This window comes from Thermanaeromonas sp. DSM 22490 (assembly GCF_056378755.1).
The window spans coordinates 13,825-34,068 of record NZ_JBJHHE010000009.1 but is presented as its reverse complement, the minus strand read 5'-3'; the positions used below and the strand labels follow the sequence as shown (position 1 = coordinate 34,068).

The window sequence follows — 20,244 nt, the reverse complement described above, 5'->3', positions numbered from 1 at the left end:
ATGGCGGAAAAGATTTATGTTTTTGACACTACCTTGCGCGACGGGAGCCAGGGAGAAGGCATAAGCTTTTCGGTAGAGGATAAGCTGAAAATTGCCGCCCGGCTGGATCTTTTCGGTATAGACTATGTCGAAGGCGGCTGGCCGGGTGCCAATCCCAAAGATATGGAGTTTTTTCAGAAGGCTAAAGGGCTGCTCTGGCACCATGCCAAACTGACCGCCTTCGGCCGAACGCGTAAACCCGGCGGCCGGGTAGAAGAGGATGAGAATCTCCTGGCCATTTTACGCTCCGGGGTCAAAGTGGCTACCATATTTGGTAAGACATGGGATCTACACGTTACCCAGGCCCTGGGCACTACCCTGGCCGAAAACCTGGCCATGATCCGCGAAACCGTGAGCTTCCTGGTAAGCCGGGGCCTGGAAGTAGTGTACGATGCCGAACACTTCTTTGATGGCTACAAGGCTAACCAGGATTACGCCCTGGAATGTCTTAAAGCGGCTGCTGAAGGTGGAGCCAGCTGGATTGTCCTTTGCGACACCAACGGAGGATGTCTGCCAGGCGAAATCGAAGAAGCGGTGAAAACAGTGCGGCAGCGAATCAGCACGCCCCTGGGCATTCATACCCATAACGATGGAGAGCTGGCCGTGGCCAATACTCTGGCGGCGGTTTTAGCCGGTTGTCGCCAGGTGCAGGGGACTATTAACGGCCTGGGAGAGCGCTGCGGCAACGCCAATCTGTGTTCGGTTATTCCCAACCTGGAACTAAAGCTGGGTTACCAATGCCTGCCGCCGGGACGGTTGCGAGAGCTTACCGAGGTATCGCGCTATGTTAGCGAAATAGCCAATATAGTGCAGCCCACCAATATGCCCTTTGTGGGCTATAGCGCCTTCGCCCATAAAGGCGGCATTCACGTAAGCGCAGTAATGAAAGATACTTCTACCTATGAACATATCCTTCCGGAAAAGGTGGGCAACAAGCGGAGAATCCTGGTGTCCGAGCTGGCCGGAGCCAGCAACCTGCGCTATAAGGCGGCAGAACTGGGCGTGCAGTTAAACGGCAGGCAGACCAGCGATGTGGTGGAATGCATCAAGGAATTGGAACGGCAGGGTTATCAATTTGAAGGAGCCGAAGCCTCCCTGGAACTCCTCTTGCGTAAAGCCAGCGGAGAATACCGCGAACAATTCCAGGTGGACTATTTCCGCATTTTTGTAGAAAAGCAGGCGGACCAGGATGCCGTTTCCGAGGCTATTATAAAACTCCGGGTGGGCGACCACGTTGTACATACGGCTGCTGAAGGTAACGGGCCGGTCAACGCTCTGGATAACGCCCTGCGCAAAGCCCTGGAAGAATTCTTCCCGGCCATAAGGCGCATGCGCTTGACCGACTACAAAGTCCGAGTCCTGGATGAAAAGGACGCTACCAGCGCCAAGGTCCGGGTGCTTATTGAATCCAGGGACGGGGAGAGTTCCTGGAGTACTGTGGGAGTCTCTACCAATATTATCGAAGCTAGCTGGGAGGCGCTGCTGGATAGTATGGAATACGCTCTCCTTAAAGAGCAGCAGGGAAAAAAAGCAGCAGCGCATGGCTGATGTAGCTCTAGTTTTGAGCCAAGCAAGGTTGAAGGGCAGACTTTTACCTGGGCTGCTGTTTGGCCGGAGGTTCCTCTTTGGCGGGGCGAGCATACTTATAGTTTATAAGAGCAGCTGCCGGCAGCTCAAGCTCCTGGTGCTTCTTAATGTTGGGGTGGATGTTAAAAAGGGTGGTTAGGTTATCTATTAACCCACCTACAAAGGTTAAACCTTTCTCTAAAGTGTTGGGATCGCCGATGGCTTTAACGACTATAGGATAAAGCAATTTCTGGCCGTTGACAGTGAGGTAGAGGTTACGGCCTTCTTCTTTATCGCCGATAAAGGTAAAGGCCGTGACGCGAAGGTCATTGATGGCAATAGCCTCAGCCCCTGATACCCACAGTTCGTTAATCAGGTCTACAAGATCCATAGAGAGAAGAGGGGCATCTCCCGTAAAGGTCACCGTAATTCCTGGTCCTTTTACAGGAGCAAGGCCCAGGTGATTTTTCAAGCGCATAAGCTCTTTTTCCAACGCTGCCCGGGCTTTATCGCTTTCGCCTGAACCGGTCGTCAGGGCGCGTAACTGTTCCTCCAATTCCGCTACCTCATGTTGTAGTTGAGTCCTCTTGGCACTCAAATTCTTCCACATGGCTACTAGATCCTCTGTTTTTTGAAATTCCAAGGAACTGGCGAGTAACCGCTGGGTTCGAAATTGTAAGGAAAGCAGTAAGCCCAGAGCTAGTAAGACTAGGGTGAGGCAAACTTGCCACCAGCGCTTATTGTTTAGCATAAATCTGGCTTACCTCCCTGCGACCAGCGGTCGCACATGTTCCACGGGCAGGCCGCCTTTGTAGGCCGGTAGAACTAGCCGGGTAACTTTGACCACTTTAACCGGGAAATCCCGGTTTTTGAGGTCAACAAAGTCTGGAGCTTGTAGAACAGCGGCTTCTAATCTATCCGGGTCCCCCACGGCCTGGATCTCATAGGGCGGAGCGAGGCGGGTGGAGTTGACCAGGATAACTGTGCCTACACAACGAATATGGGAGCCGGTGATCAGGCGCTCTCCGTTCACAGCTATGCCTTCGGCTCCGGCCGCTTTTAATTCATTTACCAGGTAAAGAATGTGTTTATCATGAATAATGTAATCCTCAGGTTTATAAGTGGCAGGAGAACTAGTCTTGGCTACCTGGGCGCCGGCATTATTATCATCCAGAGTTATAACTATACCTGGACCAGCAAGGGGTACCAGGCCTGCGAGCACTTTTAGCTCGTCTATTTGTTGTTGTATCTCCGTCAGCTGACCCTGGTACTGCGTCTGCTGCTTCTGGGCTTCCTCTAGCTTTTGGCGTAAAGAGGCTATCTGTTCCTGGAGGGAAGTATTCTCTTTATCCAGTGCCTGGATGACATCTATAAGGCTGGTGTCTTTTTTGATTTGTTCAGAGCTGGCCAGGTTAGTGCGAAACTGCCAGGCTACGAGTAATCCTGATAGGAAACAAACGAAAACCAGAGAAGTATAAAAGCGTCTCAAAGCAAACGCCCCCTTATGGTTATTCTAGCCCAGAGGGGACTTTACTGCAACTAGCAAAAACGGGAAGAACCAAAAAGAAGGGATTTTTAAAGTGGCTGTCGAATGAAGTGACCTGACCTCCATATACTAAAAGCACTGGTAAATAACGGGGTGGATGATTTGGCGGGCCTTTGGTGGCGCTTAGCAGAGCTAAATTTTATAGATGTATTGCGCTTAATTATAGATATTGCCATAGTTTCTTATGTAATATATAGGTTTCTTTTGCTCATTAAAGGGACCAGGGCAGTGCAGTTACTTAAAGGGCTGGCTATGCTGGTGGTAGCCTCAGTAATAGCAGAGAAATTACAACTTACTACCATCAACTGGCTCTTAAGCCAGTTACGCCTGGTAATTGTGGTGGCTCTACCCGTAGTGTTTCAACCCGAACTGCGGCGCGCCCTGGAACAGCTTGGCCGGGGTAAATTTTTTGCCCGGCCCTTTACCCTCTTGGGTACCGAGGATATGGCCCGGGTGATTAATGAGCTGGTGCGGGCAGTTCAGGTACTGGCCAAGGGAAAAACCGGAGCCCTTATAGTTGTAGAACGGGAAACCGGCCTTAACGATTATATAGAAACCGGAATTCGCGTGGACGCCCTGGTCTCAGCTGAGCTGTTGATCAATCTCTTCGTACCCCTTACACCCTTTCACGACGGAGCAGCCATAATCAGGGGGGACAGGGTGGTGGCAGCAGGTTGTTTTCTACCCCTTTCGGACAGCCCCTACCTTAGCAAACAATTGGGAACCCGGCACAGGGCTGCGTTAGGCATTAGTGAGATTTCCGATGCGGTGGTAATTGTAGTTTCCGAAGAAACTGGTGCGGTCTCGGTGGCCGAGGGGGGTAAATTAACCCGTTTCTTAGACGAGAAAAACTTGCGGGAGCTGCTCCAGAGTTTGCTGTTACCCCAGTCTAATCATACCAGCTTCTTTTGGCCCTGGAGGTCTTAACCGATGCTAAATAATTGGCGGGAAAACCTGGGTTACCGCTTGCTGGCCATCATTCTAGCCATCATTCTTTGGTTATACGTGACTTCCGAACAGAACCCCAATACCGAGTATGTGGTACGCATTCCCCTGGAAAGCGAGAATTTGGGGGAAGGTCTGGTGGTGGCCAACTTACCAGCGGAAGTTCAAGTAAGGGTAGAGGGACGTAAAGGGTTAATCAACAATTTGCTCCCCAAGGATATCAAAGCTTATGTGGACTTAAGGGCCGCCAGGATTGGGGAAAACACCTTGCCGGTACAGGTGAGCCTTCCTGACGGAGTGGCCTTGGTGCGGGTCAACCCGCCTCAGGTTAACGTAAAAGTGGAACAAGTTAAGGATCTTCAGCTTCCTGTCCAGGCCAACCTTACCGGTACGCCGGCCGGTGGTTATCGCGCCTTAGATCCGGTTTTTAAGCCTTCCCAGGTAGTTGTTTCCGGTCCCGAAGATATGTTAAAAGATATTGGTAAGGTCTATGTGGAGGTGAACCTGGATCAGGCCCGGGGAAATTATCTGGCTCAGTTGCCGGTTAAAATAGTAGACCGGGAAGGGCGATCCTTAAGCCGGTGGCTTACGGTAACACCTAATAGTGTGGAAGTCTTTGTACCCGTAATACAGGATATGCCTGATAAACTGGTAACAGTCCGACCGCGTCTGGTAGGTGAGCCGGCTCCTGGATATCAGATTAAAAGGGTTATTTTAGAGCCTGAAGTAATAGAAGTTTTTGCTCCCTATAATCTGCTGGCTAATTTAGACTACCTAAACACCACTCCCATTAACATCGGTGGGGCCCGCAAGAATATTATAGTGGAGAGCAACCTGGAAATTCCCCAGGGTATACAGCTCAGCAGTTTCCCGCGGGTGCGGGTAATAGTAGAGATAGGGCCGGCCTGAAGCTTAGGTAAAGAAGGGTGAGGATAAGAACATGGGGAAATTATTTGGCACTGATGGAGTCCGGGGCGTGGCCAATGAAGTATTGACCCCGGAGTTGGCCTTTAGACTGGGGCGCTGCGGAGCCGCTGTCCTGGCCGGCGGTAACAGCCGGGTACGAGTAGTAGTGGGGCGGGATACCAGGATTTCAGGGGACATGCTGGAAGCAGCCCTCATAGCAGGGATTTGCTCTGTAGGAGGAGACGTTTTAAAAGTAGGTATAATGCCGACGCCGGCTGTAGCCTGGCTTACGCCCGGTCTGGGGGCTGATGCTGGAGTGGTGATTTCTGCATCACATAACCCGGTGGCCGACAACGGCATAAAATTTTTCAGCTCCAAAGGCTTAAAATTACCCGACCCGGTGGAGGAAGAGATTGAAAGACTGGTGTTTAAGGAAACCGATGATCTCCCCCGGCCTACCGGCGCAGCTTTAGGGAGGGTAGGGGAAGTTCCTGAAGCAGCTGAAAAGTATGTAGCCTATGTGTGTTCTACCGCTACCAGAGGTTTAAACGGCCTTAAAGTAGTACTGGATGTGGCCCATGGGGCTGCTTACGAGGTAGCGCCGGCTGTATTCAGGCGTCTGGGAGCAGAAGTTTTGGTCTTGAACAATAGTCCGGATGGGACTAATATTAATGTGGGCTGCGGATCTACTTGCCCCCAAGGTCTGGCAGAGGCAGTGCGAAAGTTTAAAGCTGATGTCGGCTTAGCTTTTGACGGCGATGCCGACCGGGTTATAGCTGTAGATGGCGAAGGGCAGGTAGTGGACGGCGATGCCATTATGGCCATCCTGGCCCTCTACCGCCAAGAACAGGGTGGGTTGCCCGGAGGCCGGGTAGTCGTCACCGTCATGAGCAATTATGGTCTGCACCAGGTGTTAACAGCAGCAGGCCTTATAGTGCACCAGACCCAGGTAGGGGACCGTTACGTGCTGGAGGAAATGCTGCGCACAGGTGCCGTCCTGGGCGGGGAACAGTCGGGCCACATTATCCTTCTGGAGCATAATACCACCGGGGATGGCCTCATCACCGGTGTACAGCTTCTGCAAGTAATAATGGCTACAGGCAAGCCCCTGAAAGAGTTAGCCGCTGTTATGCCGCGGTTACCCCAGCTCCTGGTGAATGTTCCTGTGCAGGATAAAGAGCAGGCCATGGCGGACCCAGTCTTGCTGGCGGAAGTAGCAGCAGCCAGGGATCAGCTGGGTAAGCGGGGTCGTGTCCTGGTGCGCCCTTCGGGTACGGAGCCTATCTTGCGCCTGATGGTAGAAGGGCCGGATGAAGAGGAGTTAAAGGAGATTTTGAGCCGGTTAGAAAAAGCTGCCCGCAGGCTGAGTTAAGAAAGGTGGTGGTAGAGGGAGAAAAGCCGTCTGTTTAAGCAGGGGGAGAGATTAAGAAGCTTAAATTAGTCAAGCGCCTGGACCACCAGCCGTCTATATTGCCTTGAGGAAGGCCGGCTGAGTTATTTTCAGTTTTGGTGGGAAGGCCTGTTTAGGCTTGGAAGCGAGCGAGCAAACTTTCGCGGTAGCCAAACTTAAGCTTGGCGAAAGGCTTAAGAAAGGCCCGAGGGCATGGATGCCCGAGGCCGGCAACTGAGGCAGGATGCCGAATTTGCCGGGAAGCCTGCCGGAGCCTTGAGCCAAGCACTAGTTTGGCCCGCGAAGGTTTCTGGAGCGAGCGCAAGCCAAGCAGGCCTAGAAGCAAAGCTGGAGATACGCCAGGAAGGCTGGTGGTTGACGAGGAAGGGGTTAATCGAGGTTTTCGGCGGGTGCCCCTCGGTTGGTTACGACCGTTAAAGGCGCTACAAAACCCGGGAGCAATCCCGGGGACAAAGGGCGCCGGGTGACCTTCAATCTCTCTCCCTTGGTGGTCTTGTACAGCTTCCGACAGATAAGCTAGTGATGAAAATTTCTAAGGGAGAGGGAGGGAACCCTCGTATGTGCGGCATTGTAGGATATATGGGTTACCGCCAGGCAGTGCCGGTACTACTGCAGGGATTGGAGAGATTGGAATATCGGGGATATGATTCGGCAGGTATAGCTGTGGTAGATGCTACCGGCCTAAAGGTTGCCAAGAGCGCAGGTAGATTGACGGAACTCAAGGCACGCTTAAACGGGCACCTGGATGCGGCACGGTTGGGTATTGGCCACACCCGCTGGGCTACTCATGGTCGCCCTAATGATATTAATGCCCATCCCCATCTGGATTGCAGTGGCCAATTTGCCGTAGTGCATAATGGTATTATTGAAAACTATCAGGAGTTGCGGCAGTGGTTGACCGCTGAAGGACATAGGTTTATTTCGGAAACGGATACCGAAGTGTTGTCCCACCTTATAGAGCACTATTACCGGGGCGATTTGCTTAAGGCCCTATTGTCCATATTGCCTAAAGTAAAAGGGTCCTACGCCCTGGCAGTTATCGCCAAGGATCATCCCCAGGAGATAGTGGGTGCCCGACATGATAGCCCCCTGATCGTGGGACTGGGAGAGAAAGAGACTTTTCTGGCTTCCGATATCCCAGCCCTGCTGCCCTATACCAGGAATACCTATATTTTGGACAATGGTGAAGTTGTGTACCTTAATCCTGCCGGCCCTACCGTTATGGGAGCCAATGGCAGCCTTAAGGAAAAACGAGTTTTTCATGTTACCTGGGACCTGGAAGCAGCCGAAAAGGGCGGATATGCCCATTTCATGCTCAAGGAGATCCATGAGCAGCCCCGGGCCCTGCAGGATACTCTGGCCGGCCGGCTGGATGTTATTAGCGGCCAGGTGAAGTTAGAAGGTGTAAATCTTACACCTGAAGAAGCTAAGAATCTGCAGAAGGTAGCCCTGATCGCCTGCGGCACAGCTTCTTATGCCGGGATGGCAGGCAAATATGTATGGGAAAAGTTGCTGCGCCTGCCGGTGGAATTTGACGTAGCCTCTGAGTTCCGCTACCGGGAGCCTATCTTAAATGAGAGAACACTAGGACTGGTTATCAGCCAGTCCGGGGAGACGGCGGATACCCTGGCCGGTTTAAGGGAGGCCAAAAAGCTGAGAGCCCGCGTCCTGGCCATTACCAATGTAGTGGGCAGCTCTGTAGCGCGGGAAGCTGATGATGTGCTCTATACCTGGGCGGGCCCGGAAATCGCCGTAGCCTCTACCAAGGCTTACCTTACCCAGCTGGCGGCTCTGTACCTTCTGGCCCTTTACCTGGGCCAGGCCCGCGGGGAAGCTCACTGGGCCCCAGAACTGACCCGGGAACTGGCTGCTGCTCCCTCTAAGGTGGAGCAGGTGCTTAAGTTAGAAGACCGCATCAAAGAGTTAGCTGCCCAGATAGCGCCCCGTGAGCACGCCTTTTTCATCGGCCGGGGTCTGGATTACGCTGTGGCCCTGGAGGGAGCTTTGAAACTAAAGGAAATTTCCTATCTGCATGCAGAAGCCTGCCCGGCAGGAGAACTCAAGCACGGCCCCTTAGCCCTTATTGAAGACGGGACGCCGGTGATAGCCCTGGCTACCCAGGAAGATTTAGCAGAAAAAATGCTTAGCAACATTAAGGAAGTCAAAGCCAGAGGTGCCTGGGTGTTGGCTTTAGCCCTGGAAGGCAATGAAGCCGTGGCAGCGGAAGCCGACTGCGTCCTTTATTTGCCGCGCATCCACCAGCTCTTAACACCCTTGTTATCTGTTGTGCCCTTGCAGTTACTGGCTTACCATGTAGCAGTTGCCCGGGGATGCTCGGTGGATAAACCTCGAAATTTGGCCAAAAGCGTAACCGTGGAGTAAGGGGAAACGTTTACTGAAGATAGATGTTTCTATGGATAGGCTGCCTCGGGGTTGTAGCCATTAAAGAGATACTCTGGGAAGTCGAACATAACATTCGAGCAAATTAAGGCAGGTTTTGGATATGGCTACCTATCGTTCCGTCTGTCCCCTCGACTGCCCCGATACCTGTGGCTTGCTCATTGAAGTAAACCAAGGCCGGGTGACTAAAGTCAGCGGGGACCCAGAGCACCCCTATACGAGGGGTTTTATCTGCACCAAAATGCGCCATTACCCCGAGCTTATTCACTCCCCGGAACGAATTCTGACGCCCTTAAAGCGTAGCGGCCCCAAAGGTAGCGGACTTTTTACACCCATTTCCTGGGCGGAAGCCCTGGAGACCATCGCCAGTCGCTGGCAGGAAATAATAGCTACCTATGGCGCGGAAGCCATTCTCCCCTATTCCTATGCCGGCGTCATGGGATTACTCCAGCGCAATGCCGGCCATGCTTTTTTCCATCGCCTGGGAGCTACGGAACTCCAGCGGACTATCTGCTCACCGGCAGCCGAGGCCGGCTGGCAGCAGGTTTTGGGCCAGACCTGGGGTACCGACCCGGAGACGGTTGTGGACGCGGACCTGGTAATCATCTGGGGCATGAACCCAGCCTCTACCAGCGTCCATTTCTTTTCTCTGGTCCAGCAGGCCCGGCGGAAGGGGGCCAGGTTAATTGTTATCGATGCGTACCGTACCCGGACTGCTGCCCTGGCCGATGAGGTCATCCTGGTCCGGCCCGGCAGCGATGCCGCCCTGGCTTTAGGTGTCATGCAGGTGCTGGTAGCGGAAGGACTGGTCGATGCTGGCTTTATTGCCGCTCATGTTTCCGGCTATGAAGAGTTCTGTACTAAAGTGCTTCCGGGTTATAGCCCGGAGCGGGTTGCCGCCCTTACCGGGGTACCGGCCGAAAGGATAATTAACCTGGCCCGGGCCTACGGCCGCGCCAGGGCGCCTTTTATCCGCATCGGCTATGGCTTTTCCCGCCACCGCCAGGGTGGTATGGCCGTACGGCTTATCGTTTCCCTCCCGGCCCTGGTGGGAGCCTACTGTAAATATGGTGGTGGAGCTTTGCAAAGCTCCGGTACCGGCAATGCTTTTAAGCTGGATGTCCTGACCCGGCCGGATCTGCGAAAGCGGCCAGTACGGGCGATAAATATGGTCCAGCTGGGCCGGGCTTTAACTGAGGCACTAGATCCACCCGTGATGAGTCTTTATGTCTACCACGGCAATCCGGCCACAGTAGCTCCCGATCAGAACCGCGTCCTGGCGGGCTTAAGGCGGGAGGATCTCTTTACAGTAGTGCACGAGCGCTTCCTGACGGATACGGCCCTCTACGCCGACATCATCTTGCCAGCCACCTTTTCTGTAGAGCAAGAAGATCTGTACCGCAGTTACGGCCAGTATTACCTCCAGCGCAGCCCGGCAATACTACCACCCCCGGGGCAGGCGAAGAGCAACTGGCAGACCTTTTGCCTCCTGGCTCAAACCCTGGGCTTTAGCGAAGATATATTCCAGCGTTCCGAGGTGGATATGGTCGAGCTTCTACTCCGGGAGATTCCCCTGAAACAGGCAGACCGGGAAGCCCTGGCAGCCGGCAAGGCGGTCAAATTAAAACCGGCGCCGGGATTTGCCACCCCTTCAGGGAAAATCGAACTTATGGCTGCCGGTGCTCAACTCCCCGGCTACGAGCCGCCCGGCGATACTGACCTGGCCGGCCTTTATCCTTTTTACCTCATCACCGCCCCGGCCCATTATGCCCTTAACTCCAATTTCGGGCAGCTGGCTTCCCTCCGGGAACGGGAAGGCGGCCCTCAGGTTCTCATCAACCCGGATGACTGCCGTAAAAAGGGCCTGGTGGAGGGCGCCCTGGCTGAAGTTTACAACCAGCGCGGCTCCTGTCTCCTTAAAGTGCGGGCCAGCAGCGCTGTTCCCCCGGGTATTGCTGTAGTTCCCGGTGTCTGGTGGTGCCAGCATTCCCCAGGCTGCCGTAACATTAACAGCGTCGTTGGGGACGATTTAACCGACCTGGGTGGGGGTAGTACCTTTTATGGCCACCGGGTAGATATCCGGCCGTTATAATCAACCACCGTTACTCTATTTTTATGTTATATTTTGCCGGCCAGTTGATTAGAAATAAAAAGGGCGAGGATCAGAAGGGGTCCTCGCCCGTTATGTTCTTTATGAACGCAATAGCCATGACCGACCCTTTTAGGGACGCGCAGATTATGGTACATACTAGAGAGGAGTAAGTAGCGGGAAAGGATGTAGCGGACGATGAAATTGAAGGTAACTCCTGAGGATTTCGTGGTGAGGGAGTTGGCCCGCCTGCCCATCCGGGAAAAGGGGCCTTACCGTTTATACCTTTTGGAGAAGCAGGGGTGGAACACTGTCGATTTATTGATGCGTATTGCCAGGACGCATGGTGTTCCCTATCGCCTCTTCGCCTACGGTGGGAAAAAGGATAGGCATGCCCATACCTTCCAGTACATTACTGTAAGGCATGCCGCTGATTTGACCAGCGAGGGCCGAAATTTTTCCCTGCGGAGTATTGGCTATCTGGACAGGCCCATGGGGCCGGACCTCTTGGAAGGAAACGCTTTCACTATCACCATACGCTCCCTCGAGGGGGAAGAGGTATCCCGCATCTGTCGTCGAGCTGATGAAGTCAGAGGGTTTGGCTATCCCAATTACTTCGATGACCAGCGCTTCGGTAGTATGGACCGCGAGAGGGGCTTCATCGCCGAAAGGTTGCTCAAGGGGCACTACAAAGGTAGCCTGGAGATCTACCTTACCGCCATCTATCCAGAAGAATCGAGACAGGCTAAGGATAGGAAACGCTTTTTCCGCGAACACTGGGAAGACTGGGCTACTTGTCTCTTTGCGGCGAAGACCAGCATGGAAAAAAAGATATTTACTTTGCTCACACAAAAACCGAAGGCGTATGTCGAAGCCCTAAAGCTAATTCCCGGAGAAGAGCTTTCCCTGTTTTTTGCGGCCTATCAGAGTTTTCTCTGGAATGAACTCCTGAGAAAGATCCTTTTAGATCTCCGGCTGGACCTGGTGGCCGTTCCCGGAGTGGCCGGACCGTATCTTTTTTACCGGCGCCTGGAGAGGAAGGAACTGAACTACCTCAAGTCCCTTGTATTACCGCTGGCCGCCAGCCGCATGACCTTCGTCGATTCCCGGAGTGAGCAGCTCTTTGCGGCGATTCTGGAGGAGAGGGGCCTCAAGCGCAGCGATTTTAATCTGCGCAAGTTGCGCCAGGCTTTTTTCAGGTCAACTCCGCGGGATGCCGTAGTCTTTCCCGACGACTTCCGCCTGGATCCGGTGGAACCTGATGAACTTTATCCCGGGAAGCAGAAAATCCGCCTTTCCTTCCGGCTACCACGGGGAAGCTACGGAACAATGCTTATCAAGAGGTTAACCATGCCGCCCAGCTAGAACTTTTCTGTTGCTTAACTTTGAGGGTGTGGCAACCTCACTGATTGTGGCTCTTGCCTTCAAAGGTGGCGCAAGGAGGGTATCTCTATCATAAACTACAACGATGGAATAATTCTGAAAATCATTCGCAGGAGGGGACAATTATGGATAACTTGAAACCCCCATGTCCCTCGGGGCGTTACTGGCGTGTTAAAGCAGGAGATACCTTTTATTTAATCGCCTTGCGTATAGGAACAACGGTGGAAGAGCTACTACGCCTAAATCCGGGGGTAGATCCATATAACCTTCAGGTGGGGCAACTCTTATGTTTACCCCCAGAGAGGCCATGCCCTTCAGGCATCTTCTGGCAGGTAGGCCCTGGCGATACTTTATTTACTATCGCCCAGGCAGTAGGTACTACGGTGGAGCGGTTGATGGAGCTTAACCCCCACGTGGATCCCCATAATTTACAAATTGGGCAGAATATCTGCTTGCCCTGATAAGATAGAAGCTTGTAACCCTAAGGATTGGGCCATCTTTCAGCCCGGAATGCCGCAGCCAGCCCGCGTGATGAACGCGGGTATTTTTCATAGGTCCCCTTATTTTGTCATAAACTTCCTTGGGAGGTTTCTTTTATTTCTACAGGGGGTACATACAACACAGGGGGAATACATGCCATGTGGTTTTTTTTGTCAGACAAACATGTGCTGGCCATGGCGGCAGTGCGCATATTGTCCAGCTTGATAGAATTAACAGCGGCCATCCTTATGTTAAAATTAAACCGGGTGGAAGCAGCTTTAAAAATAAACGCCACCCTGGCTTTAGTCGGCCCGACGATTATGTTGACGGTGATGGCCTTAGGCCTCTGGGGTTTAGCCGGCAAAATTCCCCTGAGTAAGATGCTGACCATTATTCTGGGGGTAGGTCTAATTTTTTATGGGGTTAAACGTTAGAGGCTACAAAGCCTTAAAATAGCATTTTGAGCTAGTACGGCTTTTGCCCATTCCAGCCATCTCAGTGCCCTCTCCATCAACTGCCACAGGCCGGGATTCTGGTAATAAAGGAAGCTAATGGCTAAAGCCATGCTAATATAGATTAATAACCACCATAAAGGCAAGCCTTCCCTGTCCGATCGGCCAGGACTTGATTTGTTAGACATTGCTTACTTCCCCTCTCATCTCTCCGACGATCCTGAGGTTTACTTAAGTCCTGCAGTTCTGCGGGACCGAGAAGTAGTCTATTCTTAGCGCTGCCGGAGAAGCTTTATCCTTGGTTTATGATTACCTAAACAAAAGGAAATATTCCTAAAAAGATTGAGCCCAAGTTCGGTCACCTTAGCTAATTTGTATTCCTCGCGAGCGGTCGCTAAAATCGTATATAGAGCTACCTTTTTGTGGTATCATCAAATTAATACTTCCAAAGGTGGCTTGTTTAAAGGGGGTAGGGTTCGGTGAGTATTGTTGCCCGGTTGGAGCGGCTACCGCTAAGTTATTTCCATTACAAGCTCCTTATTGTAGCTGGCCTGGGGTGGATGTTTGATGCTATGGATGTGGGGTTGATAGCCTTTGTTTTGCCGGCAGTGGGCAAACAATGGCAGCTGACACCCACCCAGCTCGGGGCCTTGGGAAGTATAGGCATGTTAGGGATGGGCCTGGGTGCTGTGGTAGGGGGCACTTTGGGCGATTTGTGGGGGCGCAAGAGGGTATTTACTTATACCCTAATTGTCTATGGAGTGGCCACTTTCCTGGCGGGCCTGGCTACTGATTATACTATGCTTATGCTTATGCGCTTTATTATTGGGTTAGGTTTAGGCGCGGAGATACCTGTTGCTTTTACCCTTATGAGCGAGTTTTCCCCAGCAGCCCATAGGGGGCGCATGACAGTGCTGTTGGAGAGTTTTTGGGCTTTCGGTTGGATTGCAGCTGCACTTATCGGATATTTGGTTGTACCTCGATGGGGCTGGCGCGCGGCTTTCTTTATCGGGAGCTTGCCGGCACTTTATTCTGCGGTCTTGCGGAGCCTGTTGCCTGAGTCCCCCCGGTATTTGGAGAAAAAGGGACGCCTGGCCGAAGCAGAAGCGATAGTGGTCAGGGTGGCGAAAGCTTGCGGAGCGGCTTTTACTCCAACCCAAGTATCTCCGGAAACTGGTCGAGACTTTAAGGAAGCTACCATTAAGATTAATGTTTTCGATCTCTGGTCCCGCCTCTACTTGCGACGCACCCTCTGCCTCTGGATTTTATGGTTTGGACTTAATGTTGCCTATTATGGGATTGTTATCTGGCTGCCTACTCTCATGGAAGGCAAAGGCTTTACTATTGTTAAGAGTTTCGAGTATGTTTTAATTATGACCATAGCGCAAATACCAGGCTATTTTAGCGCGGCGTACTTGGTAGAAAAGATCGGCCGGAAGTATACGCTGACCTCTTATCTGCTACTAAGCGGTATAGCAGCCTACATGTTTTCCCTTTCTACCACCATTAGCCAGATAATCCTCTGGGGTTCAGCCATTTACTTCTTTAACCTGGGGGCGTGGGGTGTCCTTTACGCGTATACTCCGGAGATGTACCCGACGGCTGTGCGGGCTACCGGCTCGGGCTGGGCTTCTTTTTGCGGCCGGATGGGGGCTATAATTGCCCCCATGGCTGTTGGTAAAATTATAGCTTCTGTAGGACAAGCAGCAGCTTATCCGTTAGTTTTTACCCTCATTGCAGGAGTTTTTATTTTCACAGCTCTCGGGATGCTTTTACTGGGCATTGAAACTAAGGGCAAGACTTTGGAAGAGCTGGCGCGGACATAGCCCTGCAGTGTCAATCTGGCTGTAGATCTGTCACGACTATTGTCTCGGATGCCGTTGGGCTAAACATTATAAACCCCGAGAAATCCAGATCGGGGTTTTATTTATTATTAGGGCCAAAAATCAAGTAACAGCTTAACGCTTTTTGTGGTATTATAAAGAGCTGGAGGTATACCCAAGGGAGAAAAACTATTACGGCAGTAAAGAAGGGAGAATTCTTGGAAGGTCTTAAGTTATTGCTGGTATTCATATTTATTATGGTGCTTTTGATACGACGAGCTCCTTTGGGGCCGGTAATGTTGGGTGGTTCTATCCTCCTGGCCGCCCTTTACCGCACGAGCCCAGGGTCTTTTTTAGGGATGGTCTGGCGAGCCACCCAAAGCCCTACTACTTGGGAACTGGTGATCATTTTGACCTTAATCATGATCCTGGAACATTTCTTGGGCCAGGAAGGTTATCTCCAGAGGATGCTCCGGGGTTTGCAGGGGCTGTTCCGTGACGGCCGGATAGTCATGGCCTTGATACCTGCTTTTATAGGATTGATGCCTTCGGCTGGCGGTGCCCTCTTTTCCGCCCCCCTGGTAGGGCAAGCGGCAGCCAGCAACCGGATTACTGCCGAACAAAAAAGCTTTGTGAATTACTACTACCGGCATATCTGGGAATACTTCCTGCCCCTCTACCCGGGAGTATTGCTGGCCTCGCGCCTGAGCGGCCAGCCCTTACCCCGGTTGATCACTTCCTTAGCTCCTTATGGGCTCTTGGTCATCCTTCTAGGGTTGCCCACTCTGCGGCGGGTTCCTCCCCTAAAGGAAGAAGGCGAGGCGTTCATGGACCGGCGGGCCATGGCCAGGGAACTTTTCCTCGGTACCCTGCCTGTCCTGGCGGTATTGGGGCTGGTGCTAGTAACCCAAATAGAAGTGGGACTAGCAGTAGGAGCGGTACTGGTCGTACTACTAATATATCACCGCTACACCCCTGCTAGACTGTGGCACCTTTGCCGGGAAGCCATTTCCCTGAAGACCCTGGTGTTGGTCTGGGGGATTATGGTCTTTAAGCAGGTACTAGAGGACACGCGGGCGGTTGAAGGTTTAACCCCTTTGCTGGCCAGACTGCCAGTGCCCGATTTCCTGGTTTTCGGCTTGTTGAGCTTCTTAGTTGGCATGTTGACGGGGCTCATGGCTGCCTTTGTGGGCATTGCCTTCCCCCTTATTGCCGTCAGCCTGGGCGACCAGTTGAGCCTCCCCTTGGTGGTGTTTGTTTTCATCTCCGGTTTTACTGGCACCATATTAACCCCTCTCCATCTTTGCCTGGCGTTAACGGTGGACTTTTTTAAAGCGGATTTGCGTAAGGTTCTGCGTATGTTAGTCGGCCCTGAGGCGGTCCTGATGGCGGTAGCCCTGGTAGCTTATCTTTTGCGGTAAAGCCTGGGGCAGTAGGGGGCGCGGTGCTGTGTTTAACTATGTTTTATGACTCATATGTTCAGAAAGCGGAGTGGAAGCGGAGAGGAAGTGGAGAGGGTCCGGCAAGTGGAGTGAAATATAATTTAATAAGACCATGGCTTTTATGCCGCATAAGGGGAGTGAAAAGTTAGAACCATGGTGCAGGTGTAGCCTTATAGAGGGAAGGCTAGGGAGTAGGCTATTACCTTTGGGGTGGGGTTGCTGTTAATTTGCTATACTCCAGTTTTCCGTGGCTATAGTCAGTGTAAACGTTACCATAAAGTATATGGGAAGAAAAGGATTGATTGCATTTACATGGAAATATATACATGGCATTCACCCTAAAAAAATTTTTGTTTACCCCAGCAGGAATTTTAAAGGGAGGCTCGAATATATGTTAATTAAGTAAACGATTACATAAACTATACGCTAACAATGAGATAACGTTTAATGAGCTAGACCAAGTATTAACAATAATTACGAATTAAGAAATTAACAAGGAAAACTGTGAAAGGGAAACTAAAGATGGCAACAATAAAGGACGTGGCAGCAAGGGCGGGTGTATCGACGGCTACTGTTTCGCGCGTCTTAAATGGTGAACGAGTAAAACAGGAAACAAAGGAAAAGGTGCTGGCTGCTATCGAAGCTTTGGGATACAGGCCCAATCTGGTAGCCCGTAGCCTTAAAACGCAGAAAACCCAGATTATAGGCTTTGTAGTCCCAGATTTTGGTTCCTTCTTTATGCGGGTAGCGGAGGCTGTAGAGGAGATATTGAACAGCTACGGATATAGCTTGATCGTATGTAACAGCAATGAGGATTTGAGCCGAGAAATAGAGCGGGTACAGATGCTGGTGGAAAGGCAAGTGGATGGCCTCTTGGTGGTCCCTACTAGCAGTTCTTCAGAGCATCTGCTTGAAGCGCAGAAAAAGGGTATCCCTGTGGTCTTGGTCGACCGATTAGTAAAAGACATGCAAGTGGATTGCGTCTTGGTTGATAACGTTAATGGGGCTTACCAGGCGGTAGAGCATCTGGTAACTATGGGTTATCGGCGTATCGGGGTTATAAATGGGCGGTTAGAAGTGACCACTGGAGAAGAGAGATACCGCGGTTACTTACGAGTCTTTGAAGATTATAATCTGCCTATAGCAGAAGAGCTTATCCGTACAGGAGATTTCTCCAGCCAAAGCGGCTATATTTTAATAAAAGAGTTGATGGCTTTACCTCATCCTCCCCAGGCGGTATTCATTGCCAACTGTTACATGACCATGGGGGCCATGTTAGCTATAAGCGAACTAGGGATTAGAGTACCAGAAGATCTGGCTATCGTGGCTTTTGACGATATGGAGCTATATAGAATTGCCACCCCGCCTTTGACGGTAGTGGTGCAACCCATGGAGGAAATAGGTAAGACAGCTGCGCATTTGATATATAAGCGAGTTAGTGGAGATAATAGCGATTTTCCCCAGATGTACCGCTTGAAACCCGAACTGGTAGTTCGAGGTTCATCTGTGCCTCCGGGAAGGTTAGAGGCATCTAGTGAAGTTACCGTGAACAAGGTGGCCTTATAAGGGAGGTATCATTAGTTGAAGGATAAATACAGCTTAGGGATCGATTTTGGCACAGAATCAGCCAGATTTATCCTTGTGCGGACTTCAGACGGAGAAATAGCTTCAACGGCGGTGGTTAAATATCCGCACGGTGTGATCGATTCTACATTACCAGACAGTAGTATCAGTATCATATTGGGTCCTGATTGGGCGTTACAGGATCCAGGAGATTATTGGGAGGTATTGACCAAAGGTATACCTGAAGTTATCCAAAGAGCCTGTATTCTCCCTGAACAGGTTATAGGCATAGGAATAGATTTTACCTCTTGCACTATGCTCCCAGTTGACAAGTATGGCCAGCCCTTGTGCTGGGATGAGCGGTACCGCAGTAATCCGCATAGCTGGGTAAAACTATGGAAGCATCATGCAGCCCAGAGGGAAGCTGATCTCATTAACGATATAGCCGAAAAAAGAAAAGAAAATTTTCTAAAGCGCTATGGAGGTAAAATTTCCTCCGAGTGGATGTTGCCTAAGATTTTGCAAATATTAAGAGAGGCTCCTGAAATATGCGAAGCAGCGGATCAATTTGTGGAAGCTGCGGATTGGATAGTATGGCAGCTTACAGGGAACCTATGCCGCAACTCATGCTGTGCGGGTTATAAAGCCATATGGAACAAGAAAGAGGGGTATCCCAGTAAAGAATTTCTGGCTTCTGTGGATCCCAGGCTAGAAAACCTGGTGGATGAGAAATTAAGGGGTGAGGTTTACCCCAGCGGCACCCGTGCAGGGACATTATCTAAGGAGGTTGCCCAAAGGATAGGGCTTGAGCCAGGCACCCCGGTGGCTACAGCAATAATAGATGCCCATGCTTCGGTGTTGGGGTTGGGGGTAACTGCTCCGGGAAAAATGGTATTAGTGATGGGGACTTCCATTTGTCACATGTTCTTATCCCTCGAAGAAAGGTTCATTCCTGGGGTAGCCGGGGTAGTGGAAGACGGTATCCTGCCGGGGTTTTTTGGCTATGAAGCTGGACAGGCTGCGGGTGGCGACATGCTGGCGTGGTTTGTTGATAACATGGTACCGAAGGACACTCAGCAGGAGGCAAAAGAGAGAAGTATAAGCATCCATGAGGTTCTGGCTGAGCGAGCATTAAGAGTAGAGCCCGGAGGGCATGGCTTGGTAGCTTTAGACTGGTGGAATGGGAGCCGATTCTTGGGGACAGCGGACCTAAGCGGGCTGATTGTCGGGTGTACCCTAAAAACCAAGTGCGAGCATATATACCTCGCTTTGATAGAAAGTTTGGCTTTCGGCACTAAGATGATTATCGACAACGTTATAGAGAACGGTATACCTGTGGAGGAGTTATACGCTTGTGGTACCCTAGCTACTAACGACTTGGTGGCCCAGACCTTTGCGGATGTTACAGGCTTACCGTTTAAGAGGGCTTCAACTTCCCATGCTTCCGCAGTAGGAGCTGCTGTTTTAGGGGCTTGTGCTGCAGGTAGCAGCAAGGGCGGTTACGATTCAGTAATCGAGGCTTCTAAAAGGATGGGCAAGGTTGAGGGAAGAGCTTTTGAACCGCGGCCTGCCTCAAAGGAGCGATATGCTGAGCTCTATAAAGCCTACCGGATTCTCCACAGATATTTCGGGGAAACCAACAGAGAAGTAATGAAGGTCCTTAAACAGTACTCCACAACCCAAACCGTTTCTAAATACAAAATATAGAAAGGAGAATCTATATTGAAAAAAGCTGGTATATTAAACAAAGAGCTATCAGGAGAACTAGCTGGTTTAGGCCATATGGATGAGTTTATAATTTGCGATGCCGGCTTTCCCATCCCCAAAGAGGTGAAGAGAATCGACTTAGCTCTAATAAAGGGGATACCGAGCTTCATGGACACCCTGAAAGCCATTCTAAAGGAGATTGTGGTGGAAAAGGTGGTAATGGCCGAGGAGACAGAAAAAGTAAGCCCAGAGCTGTGCAGAGAGCTAAAAAATCTCTTCAAGCATCAGGAATTTGAAATGCTTCCCCATTCTCAATTTAAGGAACACTCACGGAACGTGAAGTTCATTGTAAGGACGGGGGAGTTTACTCCTTATGCCAACGTTCTTCTTGTGGCAGCCTCACAGGCCGATGAGTTTAAGAAAGACTTCGATGTAGAGTTTTAACCTTAAGCTAATGAATAATTCCAATTTCAGAAAAGGAGAGTAGGGGAA

General features: G+C 51.2%; 18 protein-coding genes. 15 read left to right on the top strand and 3 right to left on the bottom strand.

Translation table 11 applies throughout. The features are described 5' to 3' along the window. Complete coding sequence (gene cimA / locus AC1BI1_RS07560; RefSeq protein ID WP_476716683.1) at window positions 1-1,587, top strand: citramalate synthase; 1,587 nt, start codon at window positions 1-3, stop codon at window positions 1,585-1,587. 43 nt (window positions 1,588-1,630) lie between these two features. Here cimA and AC1BI1_RS07555 read toward each other — a convergent pair whose 3' ends face one another. Beyond that, complete coding sequence (locus tag AC1BI1_RS07555) at window positions 1,631-2,356, bottom strand: DUF881 domain-containing protein (protein WP_476716682.1); 726 nt, start codon at window positions 2,354-2,356, stop codon at window positions 1,631-1,633. A 9-nt stretch (window positions 2,357-2,365) separates the two neighbouring features. Then, the gene (locus AC1BI1_RS07550; protein WP_476716681.1) at window positions 2,366-3,094 is read right to left on the bottom strand and encodes a DUF881 domain-containing protein; all 729 of its coding nucleotides are present in this window, start codon (window positions 3,092-3,094) and stop codon (window positions 2,366-2,368) included. Between the two features lie 159 nt (window positions 3,095-3,253). Between AC1BI1_RS07550 and cdaA the strand changes: the two genes are divergently transcribed. From cdaA to AC1BI1_RS07505, 9 genes are all read left to right on the top strand, one after another. Continuing rightward, window positions 3,254-4,078, top strand: a complete 825-nt coding sequence (gene cdaA / locus AC1BI1_RS07545) for a diadenylate cyclase CdaA (protein WP_476716680.1) — start codon at window positions 3,254-3,256, stop codon at window positions 4,076-4,078. Between the two features lie 3 nt (window positions 4,079-4,081). Continuing rightward, on the top strand, window positions 4,082-5,005 hold the full coding sequence (locus AC1BI1_RS07540; RefSeq protein WP_476716679.1) for a CdaR family protein: 924 nt from the start codon (window positions 4,082-4,084) through the stop codon (window positions 5,003-5,005). Window positions 5,006-5,036: 31 nt separating this feature from the next. Further along, complete coding sequence (glmM, locus tag AC1BI1_RS07535; protein ID WP_476716678.1) at window positions 5,037-6,374, top strand: phosphoglucosamine mutase; 1,338 nt, start codon at window positions 5,037-5,039, stop codon at window positions 6,372-6,374. A gap of 231 nt (window positions 6,375-6,605) precedes the next feature. Next, window positions 6,606-6,830 carry a hypothetical protein gene (locus AC1BI1_RS07530; RefSeq protein WP_476716677.1) on the top strand — a complete coding sequence of 75 codons (225 nt, stop codon included), beginning with the start codon at window positions 6,606-6,608 and terminating at the stop codon, window positions 6,828-6,830. Window positions 6,831-6,971: 141 nt separating this feature from the next. Then, window positions 6,972-8,795, top strand: a complete 1,824-nt coding sequence (glmS, locus tag AC1BI1_RS07525; RefSeq protein ID WP_476716676.1) for a glutamine--fructose-6-phosphate transaminase (isomerizing) — start codon at window positions 6,972-6,974, stop codon at window positions 8,793-8,795. 121 nt (window positions 8,796-8,916) lie between these two features. Next, on the top strand, window positions 8,917-10,905 hold the full coding sequence (locus tag AC1BI1_RS07520) for a molybdopterin oxidoreductase family protein (RefSeq protein WP_476716675.1): 1,989 nt from the start codon (window positions 8,917-8,919) through the stop codon (window positions 10,903-10,905). 195 nt (window positions 10,906-11,100) lie between these two features. Then, window positions 11,101-12,267, top strand: a complete 1,167-nt coding sequence (gene truD / locus AC1BI1_RS07515; protein ID WP_476716674.1) for a tRNA pseudouridine(13) synthase TruD — start codon at window positions 11,101-11,103, stop codon at window positions 12,265-12,267. A 143-nt stretch (window positions 12,268-12,410) separates the two neighbouring features. Then, a complete protein-coding gene (locus AC1BI1_RS07510; RefSeq protein WP_476716673.1) occupies window positions 12,411-12,746 on the top strand; it encodes a LysM peptidoglycan-binding domain-containing protein in 336 nt (111 codons plus the stop codon). A 177-nt stretch (window positions 12,747-12,923) separates the two neighbouring features. Next, on the top strand, window positions 12,924-13,199 hold the full coding sequence (locus AC1BI1_RS07505) for a YqhV family protein (RefSeq protein ID WP_476716672.1): 276 nt from the start codon (window positions 12,924-12,926) through the stop codon (window positions 13,197-13,199). Here AC1BI1_RS07505 and AC1BI1_RS07500 read toward each other — a convergent pair. Next, window positions 13,196-13,405, bottom strand: coding sequence for a hypothetical protein (locus AC1BI1_RS07500; RefSeq protein ID WP_476716671.1), 210 nt, complete (start codon window positions 13,403-13,405; stop codon window positions 13,196-13,198). The two genes, AC1BI1_RS07505 and AC1BI1_RS07500, sit on opposite strands and share 4 nt — an antisense overlap. Window positions 13,406-13,696: 291 nt before the next feature. Here AC1BI1_RS07500 and AC1BI1_RS07495 point away from each other — a divergent pair, with 291 nt between their 5' ends. From AC1BI1_RS07495 to rbsD, 5 genes are all read left to right on the top strand, one after another. Continuing rightward, window positions 13,697-15,043 (top strand): MFS transporter, encoded by a 1,347-nt coding sequence (locus AC1BI1_RS07495; protein WP_476716670.1) that lies wholly within the window; start codon window positions 13,697-13,699, stop codon window positions 15,041-15,043. Between the two features lie 215 nt (window positions 15,044-15,258). Next, entirely contained in the window at window positions 15,259-16,461 is a 1,203-nt protein-coding gene (locus AC1BI1_RS07490) for a DUF401 family protein (protein WP_476716669.1), read from the top strand. A gap of 543 nt (window positions 16,462-17,004) precedes the next feature. Then, on the top strand, window positions 17,005-18,048 hold the full coding sequence (locus AC1BI1_RS07485) for a LacI family DNA-binding transcriptional regulator (RefSeq protein WP_476716668.1): 1,044 nt from the start codon (window positions 17,005-17,007) through the stop codon (window positions 18,046-18,048). A gap of 15 nt (window positions 18,049-18,063) precedes the next feature. Further along, complete coding sequence (locus tag AC1BI1_RS07480; RefSeq protein WP_476716667.1) at window positions 18,064-19,752, top strand: ribulokinase; 1,689 nt, start codon at window positions 18,064-18,066, stop codon at window positions 19,750-19,752. Between the two features lie 15 nt (window positions 19,753-19,767). Continuing rightward, window positions 19,768-20,196 carry a D-ribose pyranase gene (gene rbsD / locus AC1BI1_RS07475; protein WP_476716666.1) on the top strand — a complete coding sequence of 143 codons (429 nt, stop codon included), beginning with the start codon at window positions 19,768-19,770 and terminating at the stop codon, window positions 20,194-20,196. Window positions 20,197-20,244: the final 48 nt, after the last annotated feature.